Source organism: Chlorogloea sp. CCALA 695 (assembly GCF_003003885.1).
GTDB lineage: Bacteria > Cyanobacteriota > Cyanobacteriia > Cyanobacteriales > Chroococcidiopsidaceae > Aliterella.
In genome coordinates this window covers 1-17,265 of record NZ_PVWN01000076.1, presented here as the reverse complement: position 1 = coordinate 17,265, position 17,265 = coordinate 1, and the positions used below count along the sequence as shown (strand labels likewise).

Genomic DNA, 17,265 nt, shown 5'->3' with positions numbered 1-17,265 from the left:
TGATATTGATTTGACCTCCATCTCCACCAGCTTGTGCATTGCCTGCGTTAGTAGATATTTGGCTGTTACGACGCATCAACAACAGGTCGGATGAGTCAATTTCAATATTACCACCCTGACCACTTTGACTTGAGGCAGTTATACTTCCGTTAGTATCTAAAAAGATTGAAGAAGAACCAATTTTTATTTCTCCCGCATCTCCAGCCCCCTCATTTATGACGCTAATTTGACCTTCATCGCGAACAATTAAATTATTAGTGTCAATTCCAACGTCACCTGCTCTTCCTTGGGGTAGGTTTGGTAAATTGAGGAACTGAAGCAAATAGGAGTTGTTTTGAGTAGCTGAAGAAACAATCTGACTAAGATTATATAAAGCATTACCAGTAGAATTTGGTATTCTTCCTGTAACTTCTACAAAATCAGTAGCGTTAATTCTAATACTACCTGCTCTACCAGAAGCAGCAGTAGTGGCATTTATTCTTCCTCCATCTTTTATTCTTAACTGTCTAGTATTAATTGAAATATCTCCTGTATCTCCATTGAATATTGATATAGTTCCAAAGGTACTTGGGATGAAACTATTAGAAGCTAAATCAATAGCAAAACCTCCTGAGATTTCCATACCTTCAGAAAAATTACCTATAATCCCTCCCCCTTTAGCTGACCCCCAAGTTTGAGTTGTTAATAGCCCTCCATCTTGAATAAATAAGTTTTTTCCCGACAATTCTATATTGCCTCCTTGTCCTGAACTAAGAACTAAGGAACCAATTCCACTAGGTAAAAAAAGGAAATTTACAGGTGGATTACCCATGATTTTTAAAGAGTCTAATACTTCTACCCTAATATCTCCTCCCCTACCTTGGCTAAAGGTAGTAGTAGCAATTGTCCCATTACTTTGAATTATTAAATTTCTAGATGAAATAGCAATATCTGCTCCTTTAAGCGTTGATAAATTTTGTGTAAGTATCCCTTTAGTTATCGATACCCCAAACCTAGAAAGATTAAGACTACTTGGGTCTGATACTCCTGTCACTACTACTGATTCAGTAGCGTCAATACTAATTTTGCCTAAAGTCTGATCTCCGAAATTAGAAATTAAAATTAAAGAGCCATCGTTCAAATATAGATTTCTGCTTTGTATGTTGATTTGACTATTTAAAATACCACTGGCATCTATCAAAGCCATCTTACTAAGCTGGATATCTCGAAAATTATTTACATTATTGTAATCAAAGGAAACCCCTGCTGGAGTTAGACTTAAATTAACTATTCCCCCATCTACACTACCAATTTCAATTTGCCCAGAAGGAGCAGTTAAAATGCCTCCATCAAGCACAACTCGACCGCCGATTAAAGCTAGACTTTTTCCAAAAGCTGTTTTTAGCCCAGTTGGACTTTCACTTGAACCTATAAGGGGACTACCAACTGCTGTTGTTGGATCAGCAACCCCTAATTCATGACCATTCCCCTGCATAGAAATTTGTCCTGGGTTTAACCCAAAACCTAAACCAATAGGAGTATTAACAGTTAATAGGGGTGTTGTCTGTGGTTCAGTAGCGCTAAACTTGTTTCCATCAGAAAACTGAAAATAATCTGCTGTACTACCAATAAACGAGCCACCAATATTTAGCGAAGCATTGGGTCCAAAAATAATGCCGTTGGGATTGAGCAAAAACAGATTGGCTGTGCCGTTTGCTCTAATTGCACCATCAATATTAGACGCAGATAGACCTGTCACCCTACTAAATATGTTTTGAATATTAGATGCGTTATTGAAATAAGAACTATTTCCAGTAGGTATAGTAAATTGCTCAAAACTATGAAATAGATTGTCTCCTGCTACCGTTCCTCCATTGATAACGAGAGTGTTATCATTAGAGTTAACTATAGAATTGATAGGTAATGTATTATCAGGCACAACTTGGGCTGAAGCTTTGCAATCAAATATTAAAACTCCTAAGCCGTATAATAAGACTACCTTGGGAGGAATAGGAATTGCTTTTCTTAGCATTTTTATTAACGTGGTAAATTTACAGTTTTACAAATTTAACTTTTAAGCCATCTTTAGGATGAGGAACAGGAATAAGTATCATTTCTAAATTTTGAGAAGGTAGTAACTCCCACGAATAATCCCTTACTAAATGAGCAGCAAAAAGTTTCATTTCTAAGCGGGCAAACTCTTTTCCTATACATTCACGTGCGCCTCCGCCAAAAGGTAAATAGTTAAAAGGTTTGCTTATATTTTCCGTCTGTCGCTCTGGATTAAACTGATTAGGTTGAGGGTAAATTGAACCATCTTGATGAGTTAGTAAAATCTCATAAAGGACATTCCAACCTTCAGGAAATTGATAGCCATTAAAACTACAAGTGCGGATTACTTTTCTAAAACCACCACCGACTGGGGGAATCACTCTTAGAACTTCTCGCAGCACTTGATCTAAATAAGGCATCTGCTTTAGAGCTTCTGAAGTTGATTCTTTAGTTTTCTCAAACTTCTGTTGCTCAGTGCGGCAGCGCCTTAATATATCTGGATGTTGAGCCAAAAGAAGACAGAAGGAGGCAAGACCAGAAGTTAATGTTTCATGCCCTGCGAATAGCAACATTAACACCTGGTCTTTAACTTCCTCTAAACTCAAACTGTTGCCTTTCTCATCACGAGCTTGTAGCAGTATCGAGAGGGCATCTTCACTCTCGTTCAACTTTCGTTGACGCTGACGAATAATTATTTCAAGCTGCTCTAGTAACTGTTGACGGCTCTTTAAGGCATGGCTAAACTTTGTCCAGGGTAAAGATAGAGGGATTGAAAATAAACCTTTGCTCCAAATTTCAAACAGATGCCCCAACTGCGTTTCTGAAGCAAAATCGAGTCCTATTAAAAATTTACAAGCTATATCAAAAGTATAATTTCGGAGTTCTGGATACCAAGTTAAAGTTCCTAGTTTAGTCCACTTACGCAGGTAGCGCTGGGTAAGTTCTTCCATTGCCTCTACATATCCTGCCAAAATACGTGGCTGGAATGCTTGATATAATAGCTTACGACGCTCTTGATGCTGTGACCCTATTTGCTGAGATAAAGACCAAGAACCTAGAAGTGTTTTAGCGCTAGGAGGCAAGCTATTAACAAAATACTTGCTTTCGTTAGTTAGAATAAAGTGATTAGCCTCCCCTCCACGCACAAAAATAGTAGGAGAGCCTAGAATGTTGGTTTTGAAAATGTTGCCGTACTTCTGATGGCGCTTTTTAGCAAAGTCAGTATCAAGTATGAAACTTGGAGTTTCCCCAATTATAGGTAAACCTAAATTGCCTGGTGGTACAGGAATAGAATGGTTAATTTTTGGAATATCCATAAGATTTTTTACCGCTCGTAGTACCTTATCATCATTACTTGCTATTATTTCGATTAAATGGAGTTTAGTTGATTACTGAGTAAATTAGCAGAGCTTGCCTCCTGTTTGTCCTACACAATGCAGATAATGTGAAGACTAAGTAGAGTATATAAAGCTCTACGAACGATCGCCTACTAAGCGTTGCTACACTAATGTAGTCTCACTTTGATGAATTGCAAGCTGCTCGGTTTAAGCAACAAACGAAGCAGCAATCACCAGCCTGACGGCACACAATACGTTGGAACCCAAAGAGGTCTGGCGTAGCAACAATTAACATATCTGACTTGAAAACACTTCTCATAGTTATGTTGGCAAAACAAATACTTGAGCTTTGGGAAAAAATTGGTAGTCCAGATCCCCCTAGCATTTGACAAGCATCTCTGTTGTATTTTCAGGGCTGACGCTGCTACTCAAAATACTTTGCTCCCAGTTTCTATACAACTCTTGATGATAAACAATATGGTAAGCCACGATAATTCAGACTCTCAATATTGCACGCAACTATAATAAATTGAATACAAATTCTCATAATGGATCGCAAATCTAAAAGTAGCCTATTCCAGCCTTTTGTACGCTCAATCGCACTCACCGCCCTAATTAGCACCCTGGTAAATACCCCTTTAGAGGCACAAATACCCCCTTTACAAGTTCCGGCTCCGCAAGACGTTCAGCCTTTTCCTACGCCGATTCCTTCCCCCGAATTACCTCAACCATTGCCGCCGCCCGAAGAATTATTAGAGCCAATTTTGCCCACTCCCACAACCCCAGAAAATATCCCTAGTGGACTGCGAACAATTAATGTAGAACGCTTTGAAGTAGTTGGTAGCACCGTATTTACCCCCGAACAACTGGCGAAAGTTCTTGCCCCCTTTACTAACAGACCACTTTCCTTTACTGAATTATTCCAAGCACGATCAGCGATAACGCAACTTTATTTTGATAATGGCTACATTACCTCCGGCGCTTATATTCCTCCCCAAACTCTGCAAGCTAAAGCAGTGACCATTGCTGTTCTTGAAGGCAGCTTAGAAAATATCCAAGTTACGGGGACAAAGTATCTTAACTCCAACTACGTCCGTCGGCGCATTGCCATCGCCACAAAAGCACCTCTAAATCGCGATCGCCTTTTACAAGCATTACAACTACTACAACTCAATCCTTTGATTAGCAATATATCTGCCGAACTATCACCAGGGACTCGCCCCGGTCAAAGTATTTTAGAAGTCCGAGTTACCGAAGCCCAAAGTACAACACTTCAAGCAACGATTGATAACGGGCGAACGCCAGCAGTGGGAAGTTTTCGCCGCAACCTGCAACTAAATGAAGGCAATTTACTCGGAATCGGTGATCGCATTAGTGTGGGCTATAGCAATACCGACGGCAGTAACGCAATCGATACAAGTTACTCATTACCCCTCAATCCTCGCAATGGTACGCTCAACCTTAGCTATGGCACAACTTCAAGCAACGTTATTGAGCCACCTTTTGACGTGCTAGATATTAAATCTGAATCTCGCTACTACGACATTGCGCTGCGTCAACCAATTATTCAAACTCCAAGTCAAGAATTTGCTTTAGGAATGAGCGCTAGTCGCCTTGAAAGCGAAACTTCCTTACTAGGTAAACCCTATCTCCTATCTCAAGGCGCAGATGAGCAAGGACGAACTCGGATTTCGGCACTGAGATTTTTTCAAGAATGGACGCAGCGCGATACTCGTCAAGTAGTTGCCGCGCGATCACAGTTCAACTTGGGAGTTGGGGCAATTGATGCCACCGTCAACGAAGAAAGACCAGATAGCCGCTTTTTCTCCTGGCAAGGACAGGCTCAGTGGGTGCGACTGTTAGCGCCAGAAACATTACTTTTAGTGCGCGGTAATGTCCAGCTATCAACTACCTCTCTTGTACCTTTAGAACAGTTTAGTTTGGGCGGTTTGCAAAGCGTACGCGGCTATCGTCAAGATTTGCTGTTAACGGACAATGGTGCTTTTGCTTCGGCGGAGGTGAGATTACCAGTTCTGCGCGTACCTGACTGGAATGCAGTTTTGCAAGTAGCTCCCTTTGTTGATGTTGGTAGCACTTGGAATGCTGGCAAAGAAGCTTCAGACACCAATTCTTTAGCTTCAGTAGGTTTGGGTTTAATTTGGCAGCAGAGCGATCGCTTTACGGCTCGGCTTGATTACGGTATTCCTTTAGTTTCTGTATCTTCTACTAACAGAACATGGCAAGAAAACGGTTTATACTTTTCCGTGTTTTACAACCCTTTTTGAATAGATCCATAACTTCAAAAGATTAGGGGGTAATTAATTTGTGACCTATCAAATTGACTGCCCTGCTTGTCGCTCCTGCTCAAGAGGGGTTAGGCACGAGGCAAGAGCGGTGGCAGGGAATACCGGGAACGCTGGGGGCTTATACAACAACAACCCTAAACAACCGATTTTATTCCCCGAAACGCTGCATCATAGACTGAGCGCGTTTAAGATTAGCCAAGTTTTGTCTTTGCTCTCCTTTTATTTTCGCCTCAACTAATATCTTATTCCAAGCATCAGGATCTACCTCATAATACTCGAACAAAGCTTCAAGAAAGACTTCTCGACTAAGCTCGTTTGCTCTACAAATACTAGAAAGGCGTTCGCTTACTTTAACTTCTAAACGCATAGTTGTCTGTTTTGTTTGAATAGAAGTTTTTGCTCCTAATTTTCTCTCTTCTATATTGCTTGGTATCACAGAACCTAGGCTTATATTATTCTCATTCTCTAGATTACTCGATATCAAGATATCTGCATTCTCAGGTATCAATGATAAATCTCTTGTTGGTACCGATGGGCGCTGTCTTTGTTTTATGCGCTCCAAAGCATCATTGCTCATATATTTTCAACCTCCTACTAATTTACATTATATCTAGATACCTTGACTACTTTAGTTCGAGGTATCTAGATATCTCGAACTAAAGTATCATGAACACGCAAGTTTTAGGGCTATCTGCTCGAAAGGATATTCAAGGTCGGGGTAACCAATCTCTGAAAGAAGTTGTCCTTGACGTAGCGCCCGTTTAAATTGTTCTGATTCTAAAATTGAGGGCAACAGAGGAATAGAACTAGCGAACTCTCGCATCGCCTCGATATTCTGTTTGCTTTCAAGACTTTGACTGCGCCCAATCCAGCGATCACGAAAAGGGACAATTCCTAAAATCTTGCCAGTAAATGCAGCAAGAGCAGCTTGCTCCTCCAAGAAACTAAGAGTATCCACTAAAGAATTCAACCCTTTAACGTTTGTTTCAACTGGAATTAAAACCCAATCAGACGCACCTACTCCAGTTAGGCAAATTTGGGATCTTGACGGCTGCACGTCAATTAATACGTAATCGAAAACCTTAGCCACTGCTTTTAATCGCAATTTGAGAATAAAAGCACCAGTTCCACTGCTACTCAAATATTCAGAGACTTTAAATAGACCTCGGTCTGCTGGGATTAGAAAAAGGTTGTCATAGCGCGTTTGATAAATACCGTCTTCCGTAGTTACTTGACCAGTCAAAACTTCTAGCAAAGTAGGTTCTTGAGGCTGCACCTCATGATTCAAGTAGAAAGTTAAATTAGCTTGGGGATCACAGTCTATTACTAATACGCGTTGCGATTGCTTCGCAAGCAAGAGGGCTGTGAAGAAAGCAACGGTACTTTTCCCCTGTCCGCCCGATAAAGATATACACGCACAGGTTTTCACGACGATCCTCTCATAACTCAACATGGTAAGCATACAGACTTTAGATTTCAAAATCCATGAGTCTAGGTATCTTTATATCTTGATATCTGTATGACGTGAATATTCTTGCTAATGAGACTTTGAGAAAAACTACCTCGTAAATGGCATTAGCGGTAGATTCGGCACTGAGCAATCTCCTAACATTGCGGTACATTTTAGTACGCCTTTAGCAACTTCAACTAGCATCAGTTCAAACTCAGGATTTTGTTGCGGGGTCGAAGGTGACATAAAATTTTCCAGCATCAGTTGCATTGAGCGTCTTTCTACGGTGTAAAATTCCAGGTACTCCTAGGCTCAATTAGGCGCTAATAAGTCACGCTCTATTGTGCTTCAGAAAATTCAAATCCGGTTGTGTGAATTAGTGATAGGTTATTTACACATTATTTATAGGTTATTCACTCCTTAGCTTTTAAACCGACTATTCCACTTCAACGAAGCTTCATCCTCAGTTTTTGCCGCCGGACCTTATGCGCCACACGCGCAGTAAACTACAAGTTCATAACAATCACTGCTGTCCTCGAATAATGATTCAACGATTTCCATCTCCCAGTCGCCGCAAAATGGACAGGGTAAAAAGTAATCTTTAGCTTCTATTTTTTTGCTGTTCACATTACGGGTAATTTAAACTGACTAAGCAAGTATACAGGGAGAAGTATTATCACCGAGTAAACAATCTTGCTACTCCACTACCAAGTAAGTAAAAGACGAACACCAAAACTGTTTGAATCAAATAAGTTACAAGTAGAGACTGATATAGTTGGCGATTCTGTTGCTGAAATAACCTGTTCCACAAGTACCACTTGCCTTGAATATAAGCGGCGGTGAAGAATAAAGATAATGCTGGAACGCTCCACAAGGGGAAATTAGCAAAGCCCATATAAATAGCGCTTGCCAGTAGCCCAACGCCTAACAATCCTTTAATAAAATTCATGTTATTTTTGTTTGATATTCTTGGTATTGCTTATCCTTGTTCTCCCAATACTTCTCTACGGTCTTTTTGGCGATCACCGCCTGCTCTAACTCTACCCCCTGCTCGGCTACTAATCGCACTTTCACCCGCTTCCGCAAGTCTGATACAATTTTGCCGTTAGTCTTTCGAGTCTGCGCCCAGTCTAGTATTGGCTCAGGGTATGGGCTTTCGTTTAGGTACGCTCCATTGAGTATTTCTGGCAAACTATAACCACGCAATTCTTCAACCCAGTGGTAAATAAACTTCAGATCGCCATCTTTTTCCTCTAGATTTTTATTGGGATTGTAGATGCGGAAGGTGTCAGACAACGGATTTGTTACCCCTGCTTGCATCTGCCACTGCCAATTATCAATAGCCAAGTCGCCATCTACTAAGTATTTCATGTAATGCTCTGCGCCGTGATGCCAAGAAATGCCACAGTTGATACATAGGAAAGTGGCGCACATTGCCCTCATCCGAAAATTCATCCACCCTATTGTTTTGAGTTGCCGCATCGAAGCATCTACTAGGGGGAATCCTGTTTGCCCTTCTTTCCAGGCGGCAAATAACTCCTGCTTTTCCTCATCTAACTCGGCAGGTGAGTAACACTCGTCAAACTCTGGGTAACGGTTGGTATCTACTAATTCTGGATGGAAATACAATCTTTGGGTGAAACTATCGTGCCAGCGCAGGCGATCGCGGAAAGCCTTGAGAGAAAACTGGGCTTTGGGATTGCTGGCTAATTCGGCGGCTTTAGCTTTGGTACTTTGGTAGACTTGGCGAACAGAAATAGTACCAAAAGTCAAAAGATGTGATTGCGGGTGTTGATGCTGCTCCTTTCCGTAACTCTAATGCTGCCACCAATTGGTCTATTATTCGCAATATTGCCATCAATCTTGCTCGCAAGGGTGGTTATGATTCTCTTACCAAGGCTCAACGATTTCTTGCCCATGACATCGACAAGCTATTTTTACTTCTAGAATGAATTATCCCTGGACTAGAACTATCAGTTGGTCGCGCATGAAGATAGCGACCAGTCGTAGGGGTTTGAGTAGCAACGGAGAAGAAAACAACATTAAGCCTGAAACTGTTTCATAGCAAGGGCTTTATAAAGTCCATAATTACTAATCGTACAGGTGATATAAAAACTTCAAGTGCGATCTCGCACGTGTGAAACCCCACTGATTTCGTTAACTTAACTTGGCTAAAAGTCCTTAGCGTGGTTTTTGTCACACTTGCTACTCAAACGCCGGAGCGTGTGCTTACGCCATTATGAAAAGCAAAAACCTATTGTTGGTAAACAAAACACGCAAAGAATAGAAAGTAAGCAGATAAATTTAAGCACCCTGATTAAACGTTTAGTATGCAAAACAATTTGCTTTTCCAAAACAGTTAGAATGCACAATATTATGATTGGAATATTTATCAATAGATATGAGTTTGGATTACTTGTTTAAAGCCTATCAACATTTCCATAACATCCCCATAATATCAATTCCACGCTTTCTTGAGGCACGACCCGAGTACTTCGGTAGGTTTTCCCCGTAGCAATTCCATTAATTCCTCTCGATAATCCTGGAATATGGAGTGGCGCTTGACTGTAACATTGCGATTGGGTAATTTAATTGACATTTCCTTGTTGATCGTACCGGGACGCGCTGTTAAAGCATAAATACGATTGGAGAGAAATACCGCTTCTTCCACGTCGTGGGTAATCATAAAAATCGTTAAGTTAGTTTTTTCCCAAAGCTCTAACATAAATTGGTGCATCGATTCTTTGGTATGGATATCTAACGCCCCAAAAGGCTCATCCATCAACATTACCTTGGGTTCAGAAGCTAAAGCACGAGCGATCGCACAGCGTTGTTTCATTCCTCCTGATAACTCTTTGGGTAAGGATTTAGCAAAGTTTTCTAACCCCACTACTTTTAAATAATAACTGGCTTTCTCGCGGCGCTCTTTTTTGGATAATCCTTGTAACTTCAGCCCAAATTCTGTATTTTTTTGGACGCTCATCCAGGGATAAAGGGTGTAGTGTTGAAATACCATTCCTCGGTCGGGACCTGGGCCAGTTACGCGCCTCCCGTCAACTTTAACTTCTCCAGTAGTGGGGCTATCTAATCCGGCAATTTGACGTAGCAAAGTAGATTTACCCGATCCTGATGCTCCTACAGCGCAGATAAATTCACCGCGTGCGATTGTCATATTAATATCTTTTAAGACTGTTAAAGAGCCTTGCTTGGTTTCAAAGTTTTTGTTTAATTCATTAACTTGTAGATACATAATTTGCCCCTGATTGTTTAGTAGTTGCTTGATGGTAGATTTATCTTTTTTGACTTGCCCAGCTACATGAAACCCTTAATAAATATTGAAATAGCAAGTCAAAAGTCAGTCCAATTACACCAATTACAATTAACCCCACAAAAATTTCATCGGTTCTCAAAAACCTTCCGGCGACGCTGATTCGCCGCCCTAAGCCTTCATTGGCGGCAATTAATTCTGACACAATCACCAATTGCCAAGCGGCGGCTAAGTTAATCCGACAAGCATCAATAATTCCTGGGATAACGTGGGGAGAAATTACCTGTAACAATGTCTGTATCCGACTTCCACCCAAAGTATAGGTGGCTTCAATTAAGTCTTTGGGTACAAATTTGACTGTATCCATGACCATTAAAGAGTTGAAGAAAAATACGCCAATGAAGATCAAAGTAATTTTTGGTTCTTCACCAATCCCCAAATACAAAATTAGCAAGGGAATAAAAGCAGGCGCAGGCATATAGCGAATTAAGCCAAATAGAGGCTCTAGCAAAGCTCTAATACTGGCAAAACTGCCCATCAATACCCCTACAGGAATTGAAAAGATTACCGCCAGCGAAAAGCCTACACCCACCCGCCAAAGGCTTGCTACAGTGTCTTTTAATAAATCACCCGTACCCCATAATCGCCTAAAGGCTGCCATTACTTGCGCCGGAGAAGGCAGAAACTGCGGATTTACATTGCCAAAAGTAGTCACTAGCCACCACAGCAGCAGTGGCAAAGCAATAGATGTAGCAATTAATGCTGTATTTAGAGGTTTGGGAATATCTTCGCCAAGTCGCCAGAAAACAGTTGACTGGAGGCTTTTAGATTGTTTGGCATTTCGCAGCATTGATTCGGTGGGACTCATGGCTTTGTGGTGCTAGGTGAGTTTATTTTTTTGCTTTTTGGGCGTAGGCTTTAATAAAGCGATCATCAAATAAGTTGCTAATATCTGGCTTTTGCTTTGCTAATCCAACGTTGGTTAAAAACTCACTCATTTCCTCCGCCGCAAAAGCTAAAGATGTTCTGTCTTTACCGGGAAGAAAGGCTTTGAGGTTTTCTTCAATACTAAAAATATGAGTTCCTTCGGCGTATTCTCTGTATTCTGGGATACTAACCCCGGCTCTTTTTGCCATAATTGCGATCGCACTATCGGAATTTGTCGCTATATAATCCAAGGTTGCAAACCACGAATCTATTAACGCCTGTACTTGCTCTGGATGCTCGTTGATAAGTTTGCGCGTTACTACCAAATGATCGGGAATTGCCCCCGGAAATTCTTTAGAACTAAATAATTCTTTGCTTCCAGGACGCTTGAGAGCTTGAGTTGTAAAGGGTGCAAATACTCCCACTGCATCTACTTGTCCTCCCACGAAGGCGGCGGAGGCTTTACCTGTTTCTAAAGGTACAAATTGAATATCTTGAGAACTCAAACCTGCTTTTTCAAGTCCCAATAACAATAAAAAGTGATCTACTGTTCCTTCTTCGGCGGCGACTTTTTTGCCTTTAAGGTCAGCAATAGAGTTAATGCCCTCTCGGGCAATGATTTTATCGTTGCCTGTAGAGTTGTCGTTTACTAGCACCACTACTTGATCTGCACCCCCAGAAACCGAGCTAACAGTATCGTTTAGGGTTTGACTATTTGCTGTAATTTGTTGGGCGGCTAAGGTGCTAATAGATTCTAAATATCCATCAAACCACTTCAGATTTACAGAGGCTTTATTTGTCTCAAAGATATTTTGATCTTGGGTCACTTGCCAGGGAATCCAACCGGGCCAAGCGCTAAATCCAAGACTAGCAATAGTTGCATCGCCTCCTCCAGAAGATGAAGCTGTATCAGAGCTAGTTTTCATATAGGTTGCTGGATTTGTGCAACTAACCGTTAAAGTCAAGCCAACTATAAATAGAGCAATGTATGTAAACAGCGATTGCACTTTCATTGCATTTTGCCAGTAGTTTTTTTCTAGGCTTAGTCTAATTTCATACGAAATAGCAGATTACTTTGTCTGCTACTATTGCTACACAATTGTCTGTTACTCAGGCTTTCCAACTAAGGTAGGTTTTGCTACTACTTGCGACTTTACCCAATCTAACCAAGCTTCTAAACCTGCTCCAGTTTTGGCGGAAATAGTAATTATCTTGACGTGAGGATTCATTTGCCTAACATTTTCCTCAATGCGATTAATATCTACGTCTAAATAAGGCGCTAGATCGATTTTCGTAATTAGCAAGCAATCTGCTTGTTGAAACATAATTGGATACTTGAGCGGTTTATCTTCGCCTTCAGTAATGCTTAAAAGCGCAATTTTCAAGTGTTCTCCTACTTCAAATTCGGCAGGACAAACCAAGTTGCCTACATTTTCTACTAACACCAAATCAAAATCTGTGGGGTTGTATTGATGTTCTAATTGATGAATTCCTCCTGCCACCATTCTTGAATCTAAGTGACAAGAACGCCCGGTATTAATCGCAATAACTGGAACATTATATTTACGCAAACGTTCTGCGTCTAACTCTGTCGTCATATCCCCTTCAATTACAGCAACTTTGATTTCGCTACTCAAAGCTTCTAGAGTTTGTTCTAGTAACACTGTTTTGCCAGCGCCGGGACTACTCATAATATTTAAACAAGTAATTCCCCATTCATCAAAATGAGCACGATTGCTATCTGCTCCTGTTTGGTTAGCGTGAAGTAAATTAATACTCAAAGCTGCGTCAAAAGTTTGGTGCATAATTCTCTAAATACTCAACTTTATCAATTTTTAATTCCCTTCCCGATCTAATATCATCCATCGGCGACTTGCACCGAGGACAAGCGTATTGAATGCCAATTTCTGGGCAATATTCTACTTGACAAGTATGACAAAAAGCTATCAAAGGTGTTTCTTGTATAACTAGCTTTACCCCATGTAAAAACGTATTCTTAGTCTGCGCTTCAAAGGCAAATTGCAAGCCAACAGGCTCTACACACGTAAACTTTCCAACTATTAAATGAATACAAGCTATTTGCGGCAATTCTTTCTGATCTTTTTGCCAATCTTTAACAGTCAAAATTAACGCCTTAGTCATATCCGTTTCGTGCATTAATTAGTCCACTCTTTAACTAATTCTGGTTGAGCGTAAGGGTGAATGTAGCCAGGTTTTTGTTTTCTTGGTAATTGTCCTGATACTACTAAATGACCCATAGTATCGCAAATTACCCTCGCAGCTAATAATGCTGTCATGTCGCTAACATCATACGGTGGAGAAACTTCAACAACTTCTAAACCACAAATAGGAGCGCGCTGGACAATTTTACCTAACATATATAAAGCTTCACGGGGTAACAAACCGCCGGGTTCTGGCCAGCCAGTACCAGGAACAAAGCCCGCATCAATACAGTCAATATCAAAACTGATATAAATGCAATCTGTACCGTCTAAAGCTCTTTCTAAAGCAAAGTCTACCGCGTAATCTAAACCTTTTTCTACAATGTCTGTAACTGTTAAAACGTTACAAGCTTTCTCTCGATGAAACTTTACGCCTTCACGGGGAACTTGCCAGCCACCAATTCCTAATTGAACTAAGTTTTTAGGTGGAGCGTTTTTAATATTTGTGGCGTGAAACCAAGGGCAAGTGTGCATCCTCTCGTCTAAATCTTTCTCTTGAGTATCTACGTGGCGGTCGAAGTGAATAATGCCAACTTTTTTATCGCCTAAATGACGACAAATACCGCGTACTGTAGGATAGCCAATAGAATGATCTCCCCCTAAAATAATTGGAAATGCACCAGAGCTAAAAATGTGAGCAATGCCTTTAGAAATTTGGTCAAAAGACTTTTCATTATTAGCGGGAATTGTAAATATATCGCCCACATCACACAAGGTAATTTGTTCACGCAAATCTACCCCTAATTCAAAACTATAAGGGGTATAAAGCGCCGAAATGCGACGGATTCCTTGAGGTCCGAAACGAGTACCGGGGCGATAAGTTGTGCCAGAATCATGAGGTACACCAACTACTGCTACATCAAATTCGCCAACTTTGCGGACATCTTCAATATAAGGAGCTTTTAAAAAAGTATTGATTCCCGCATAGTGAGGTAATTCACCACGAGAAAAAGTAGGAATAGAGCGATCGCCTATACTTTCTGCTCCTTCTAAACCAAATTCTAAGCCCTTAGAGACTTCTTGTTGCCAACCAGTTAAAGGTAATTGTCTTTCGCTTTCTAAGGCTCTTTCCGCCTCGCTAGGGGGTTGCTGGGGATGAGATTCTAAACTTTCTTCTAATGGGCGATCACGCTCGGTCATTTTAACTGCTCCCTGGTATAAAACTGCACTCTGTCAACAAAAAACCCAGGAGTCAACAACAGTTAAACAACTGTTATTGGTTCTCCCGGGCTTTTCTCCCGCCGTGTAACTAATATTCTTATGAATGTTAGTTGCTTCTCTCGGACCTGACACTTAAATTTCCTGAAACCCAGAATAATTTAAACCGGAACCCTAGAAGCCAATTAAGTTTTTTGTTTTGGTTAATAATCTAAACTATTAATAGTTGTCGCTAATTGATAGTAGTACCAGTATTTTCTTGATGAAAATGTATTTATAATTACAAAATGGCAACTATTGAATCTAGAAGTAGTAATTCTATAAGCTATTCCCCAAAAATGATCGCTAATGGTGTGGAACAACGTTCAAAGGTTTTTCATGATTGGCGACTAGAGTGCCTTTTTTATGGAAAGATATCGAAAGACCTGATCTGCTCTGCTAATTTCTCGGCTCTGAGCGCCGCCTGTTTCGCCTTAATTTGTTCTACAACCCTTCTCACCAATTCAATTCCTTCTGGCGCTGGCTCTAACGGGGCATCTAGCTGAGGCTGTTGGTTAACCTATTGCTCAACAGGCATGATTAGACCGTTATGAAATACTACACACCTACAGTCGTCATACCACGCTGTAGTCACGGGGCTTGCACGATCGCAGGCTCTTTCAGTTCCAATTAAATGTTCCTATGAATCCGAATACAGACTAAGGCGTATCTGCAAACACAAAAGGGACACTAGATATCCCTCTTGTGTCAGTTTCCGGATATAATAAATAAAATAAGTGAAGGATAAAACTCTATAAGGTAGGTAGGGTAATGGATGTGGAATTACAAATCTTGAAGCATTTGCCTAGAGATGCTCAACCAACAGTAGCGCTTATAGACGAGTATTGTGCAGAGTATAGAGACTTATTTAAAGAAGTAAGAAACAAAGAAGTGCTTCAAATATTTACACTTAGGGATAATTTCACCGATAAAAAGAAAATCCTTACCAGAGATAGCCAAGGTAGTAAGTGTAAATTCTGCCCAGTCATTACATCATTTTATAGCAAATTGTGATTGGTCAACGGAGCAATTAAGAAGCAGAAGATTAGCGAAGATAAAGAAAGCATTACAGGGAAATGCCATAACTGTAGTAATTGATGAGACAGGAGATCGAAAAAAAGGTAAAAAAACAGATTATGTGGCTAGGCAATATTTAGGAAGTATTGGGAAAATAGATAACGGCATAGTTTCAGTAAATGCTTACGGAGTTTACTGTAATATAACCTTTCCTTTAATTGTCAAAATATTTAAACCCAAGGGAACGCTAAAAGCAGAAGATAAATATCAAACTAAAATCGAGCTAGCCGCAGAAATTATTACAGAGTTAATTAACGAAGGTTTCAGTATTAATCTAGTTTTGGCGGATAGTTTATATGGTGAAAGTAGCCAGTTTTTGAGTAGTTTAGCTGAACATAACTTAGATTATGTGGTAGCGATTAGAAGTAATCATGCAGTTTGGTTGCCAGCTAGCCAAAGCGTTAGAGCGAATAAATGGAGTTTTTTTGAGCGAACATTTAGTAATCAAAAGTCAGAGACTAGATACATCAGGGAAATAATTTATGGTAAAAAAAGAGCGATAACTTATTGGGAAATAACTACTGACCCAGAAACCATGCCAGAAAATTCTACTTCGTTCACCATGACGAATCTTCAAGGGAAATTGAAAAAAACTTTAGGGGATTTATATGGACTAAGAACATGGGTAGAATATGGCTCCCGGCAGTGTAAACAGGAATTGGGGTGGACAGATTATCGCTTTACTCATTTTAAGGATATTGAAAGGTGGTGGGAGATTATTTTTTGTGTTTATACAATGATTAGTTTAAGTTCTCCAGCTTTTTTATCCATACGTGAATCTCATCAAATTCAAACTGAGAGTCAAAAAAGTAATTCTGTAGATTTTTCTAATCATCAACAATGGAATCATAACTCTGGGTGGAAGAATGTTCTAAATAATCTGCGATTAGTTGTCCAACCACTCTTATCGTTTTGGTTAGTTTATCCTTGGTTAGATATTTTCCCCAACTCCAATTTATTGCTTGGATTTAATCATTTAATCAGTGCAATGAATCAGTTCAAACCCTTTTATTCTTCTGGATGAAATACTTTATTTACTACTTTTTAATTTCGGAGTCTGACAGAAGAGGGCTATAGCGGAAAAAAGTGAGAATATAAGGATTCTAATATCGGAAAACTAACTGGAGTAACTTTCTATGCCGTTACATTGTGGTGACCTAAATGATACGAATAGGGCAAAAACTTTACCCCTTGCTGCCGACAAAAGCGCGTACCGGGCGACCTGCTGCTGACCATCGAGGGATCATCAACGGCATTTTGTGGATTCACCGCACGGGTGCGCCGTGGGACGACTTGCCCGAACGTTATGGGTCACGGGGTACAGTATCAAGCCGCTTCTATCGTTGGCGTCAAGGTATTTGGCAGGATTGTATTTACAGCAATTTGAGATCAAACCCACTACAAATATCGTAAACTTTGAAGATGTAAAAAAGAAGATTATTAAGAAATG

17 protein-coding genes, 2 pseudogenes and 1 riboswitch are annotated in these 17,265 nt (G+C 40.3%); of the genes and pseudogenes, 5 read left to right on the top strand and 14 right to left on the bottom strand.

Translation table 11 applies throughout. The features are described from left to right. Together C7B70_RS22705 and C7B70_RS22700 are read right to left on the bottom strand one after the other, a co-directional pair. A partial coding sequence (locus C7B70_RS22705) for a filamentous hemagglutinin N-terminal domain-containing protein (protein ID WP_106371217.1) occupies positions 1–2,011 on the bottom strand: 2,011 nt, incomplete at its 3' end. 19 nt (positions 2,012–2,030) lie between these two features. Beyond that, entirely contained in the window at positions 2,031–3,347 is a 1,317-nt protein-coding gene (locus tag C7B70_RS22700; protein ID WP_106371216.1) for a cytochrome P450, read from the bottom strand. Positions 3,348–3,916: 569 nt separating this feature from the next. Here C7B70_RS22700 and C7B70_RS22695 point away from each other — a divergent pair. Next, positions 3,917–5,653, top strand: coding sequence for a ShlB/FhaC/HecB family hemolysin secretion/activation protein (locus C7B70_RS22695; RefSeq protein ID WP_106371215.1), 1,737 nt, complete (start codon positions 3,917–3,919; stop codon positions 5,651–5,653). 169 nt (positions 5,654–5,822) lie between these two features. On the opposite strand, the gene C7B70_RS22690 is transcribed toward C7B70_RS22695, so the two are convergent. The 6 genes from C7B70_RS22690 to C7B70_RS22675 all read right to left on the bottom strand — a co-directional run bounded on the left by C7B70_RS22690 (position 5,823) and on the right by C7B70_RS22675 (position 8,897). After that, positions 5,823–6,251: a hypothetical protein gene (locus tag C7B70_RS22690; RefSeq protein WP_199192455.1), complete on the bottom strand. Its 429-nt coding sequence runs from the start codon at positions 6,249–6,251 to the stop codon at positions 5,823–5,825. 87 nt (positions 6,252–6,338) lie between these two features. Further along, entirely contained in the window at positions 6,339–7,103 is a 765-nt protein-coding gene (locus tag C7B70_RS22685) for a ParA family protein (protein WP_106371214.1), read from the bottom strand. A gap of 129 nt (positions 7,104–7,232) precedes the next feature. After that, positions 7,233–7,370: a hypothetical protein gene (locus C7B70_RS26590; protein ID WP_158260565.1), complete on the bottom strand. Its 138-nt coding sequence runs from the start codon at positions 7,368–7,370 to the stop codon at positions 7,233–7,235. 237 nt (positions 7,371–7,607) lie between these two features. Then, entirely contained in the window at positions 7,608–7,751 is a 144-nt protein-coding gene (locus tag C7B70_RS28045) for a hypothetical protein (protein ID WP_233221074.1), read from the bottom strand. A gap of 49 nt (positions 7,752–7,800) precedes the next feature. Further along, positions 7,801–8,073, bottom strand: coding sequence for a hypothetical protein (locus C7B70_RS22680; protein WP_106371213.1), 273 nt, complete (start codon positions 8,071–8,073; stop codon positions 7,801–7,803). Further along, the gene (locus C7B70_RS22675) at positions 8,070–8,897 is read right to left on the bottom strand and encodes an FAD-binding domain-containing protein (RefSeq protein WP_106371212.1); all 828 of its coding nucleotides are present in this window, start codon (positions 8,895–8,897) and stop codon (positions 8,070–8,072) included. Before C7B70_RS22675 ends, C7B70_RS22680 begins: the two co-directional genes overlap by 4 nt. A gap of 5 nt (positions 8,898–8,902) precedes the next feature. On the opposite strand from C7B70_RS22675, the gene C7B70_RS26585 reads away from it, so the two are divergent. Both C7B70_RS26585 and C7B70_RS28925 read left to right on the top strand, forming a co-directional pair. Then, a complete protein-coding gene (locus C7B70_RS26585; protein WP_158260564.1) occupies positions 8,903–9,076 on the top strand; it encodes a hypothetical protein in 174 nt (57 codons plus the stop codon). A gap of 271 nt (positions 9,077–9,347) precedes the next feature. Then, the gene (locus C7B70_RS28925; RefSeq protein ID WP_369831944.1) at positions 9,348–9,548 is read left to right on the top strand and encodes an IS1 family transposase; all 201 of its coding nucleotides are present in this window, start codon (positions 9,348–9,350) and stop codon (positions 9,546–9,548) included. A gap of 34 nt (positions 9,549–9,582) precedes the next feature. Here C7B70_RS28925 and C7B70_RS22665 read toward each other — a convergent pair whose 3' ends face one another. The 6 genes from C7B70_RS22665 to speB form a co-directional block, all read right to left on the bottom strand. Continuing rightward, the gene (locus C7B70_RS22665; RefSeq protein WP_106371210.1) at positions 9,583–10,374 is read right to left on the bottom strand and encodes an ABC transporter ATP-binding protein; all 792 of its coding nucleotides are present in this window, start codon (positions 10,372–10,374) and stop codon (positions 9,583–9,585) included. Positions 10,375–10,414: 40 nt separating this feature from the next. Next, positions 10,415–11,260, bottom strand: coding sequence for an ABC transporter permease (locus C7B70_RS22660; RefSeq protein WP_106371209.1), 846 nt, complete (start codon positions 11,258–11,260; stop codon positions 10,415–10,417). A gap of 22 nt (positions 11,261–11,282) precedes the next feature. Next, positions 11,283–12,332 carry an ABC transporter substrate-binding protein gene (locus C7B70_RS22655; protein ID WP_106371208.1) on the bottom strand — a complete coding sequence of 350 codons (1,050 nt, stop codon included), beginning with the start codon at positions 12,330–12,332 and terminating at the stop codon, positions 11,283–11,285. 93 nt (positions 12,333–12,425) lie between these two features. After that, complete coding sequence (gene hypB, locus C7B70_RS22650; protein ID WP_106371207.1) at positions 12,426–13,124, bottom strand: hydrogenase nickel incorporation protein HypB; 699 nt, start codon at positions 13,122–13,124, stop codon at positions 12,426–12,428. Continuing rightward, positions 13,108–13,476 carry a hydrogenase maturation nickel metallochaperone HypA gene (gene hypA / locus C7B70_RS22645; protein ID WP_106371206.1) on the bottom strand — a complete coding sequence of 123 codons (369 nt, stop codon included), beginning with the start codon at positions 13,474–13,476 and terminating at the stop codon, positions 13,108–13,110. Before hypA ends, hypB begins: the two co-directional genes overlap by 17 nt. Further along, positions 13,476–14,681 (bottom strand): agmatinase, encoded by a 1,206-nt coding sequence (gene speB, locus C7B70_RS22640; protein WP_106371205.1) that lies wholly within the window; start codon positions 14,679–14,681, stop codon positions 13,476–13,478. Before speB ends, hypA begins: the two co-directional genes overlap by 1 nt. An 80-nt stretch (positions 14,682–14,761) precedes the next feature. Further along, a riboswitch (guanidine-I (ykkC/yxkD leader) is annotated at positions 14,762–14,888 on the bottom strand. A gap of 621 nt (positions 14,889–15,509) precedes the next feature. On the opposite strand from speB, the pseudogene C7B70_RS22635 reads away from it, so the two are divergent. Together C7B70_RS22635 and C7B70_RS22630 are read left to right on the top strand one after the other, a co-directional pair. Beyond that, a pseudogene (locus tag C7B70_RS22635) lies at positions 15,510–16,839 on the top strand (IS701 family transposase). Positions 16,840–16,976: 137 nt separating this feature from the next. Next, a pseudogene (locus tag C7B70_RS22630) lies at positions 16,977–17,207 on the top strand (transposase); the annotation flags it as partial. Positions 17,208–17,265: the final 58 nt, after the last annotated feature.

Coding starts and splice junctions, on each gene's coding strand:
- C7B70_RS22655 (WP_106371208.1), bottom strand. CDS start 12,332: ATGAAAGTGCAATCGCTGTTTACATACATTGCTCTATTTATAGTTGGC.
- hypA (WP_106371206.1), bottom strand. CDS start 13,476: ATGCACGAAACGGATATGACTAAGGCGTTAATTTTGACTGTTAAAGAT.
- C7B70_RS22660 (WP_106371209.1), bottom strand. CDS start 11,260: ATGAGTCCCACCGAATCAATGCTGCGAAATGCCAAACAATCTAAAAGC.
- C7B70_RS22690 (WP_199192455.1), bottom strand. CDS start 6,251: ATGAGCAATGATGCTTTGGAGCGCATAAAACAAAGACAGCGCCCATCG.
- C7B70_RS26590 (WP_158260565.1), bottom strand. CDS start 7,370: ATGTCACCTTCGACCCCGCAACAAAATCCTGAGTTTGAACTGATGCTA.
- C7B70_RS22680 (WP_106371213.1), bottom strand. CDS start 8,073: ATGAATTTTATTAAAGGATTGTTAGGCGTTGGGCTACTGGCAAGCGCT.
- hypB (WP_106371207.1), bottom strand. CDS start 13,124: ATGCACCAAACTTTTGACGCAGCTTTGAGTATTAATTTACTTCACGCT.
- C7B70_RS22700 (WP_106371216.1), bottom strand. CDS start 3,347: ATGGATATTCCAAAAATTAACCATTCTATTCCTGTACCACCAGGCAAT.
- C7B70_RS22695 (WP_106371215.1), top strand. CDS start 3,917: ATGGATCGCAAATCTAAAAGTAGCCTATTCCAGCCTTTTGTACGCTCA.
- speB (WP_106371205.1), bottom strand. CDS start 14,681: ATGACCGAGCGTGATCGCCCATTAGAAGAAAGTTTAGAATCTCATCCC.
- C7B70_RS22665 (WP_106371210.1), bottom strand. CDS start 10,374: ATGTATCTACAAGTTAATGAATTAAACAAAAACTTTGAAACCAAGCAA.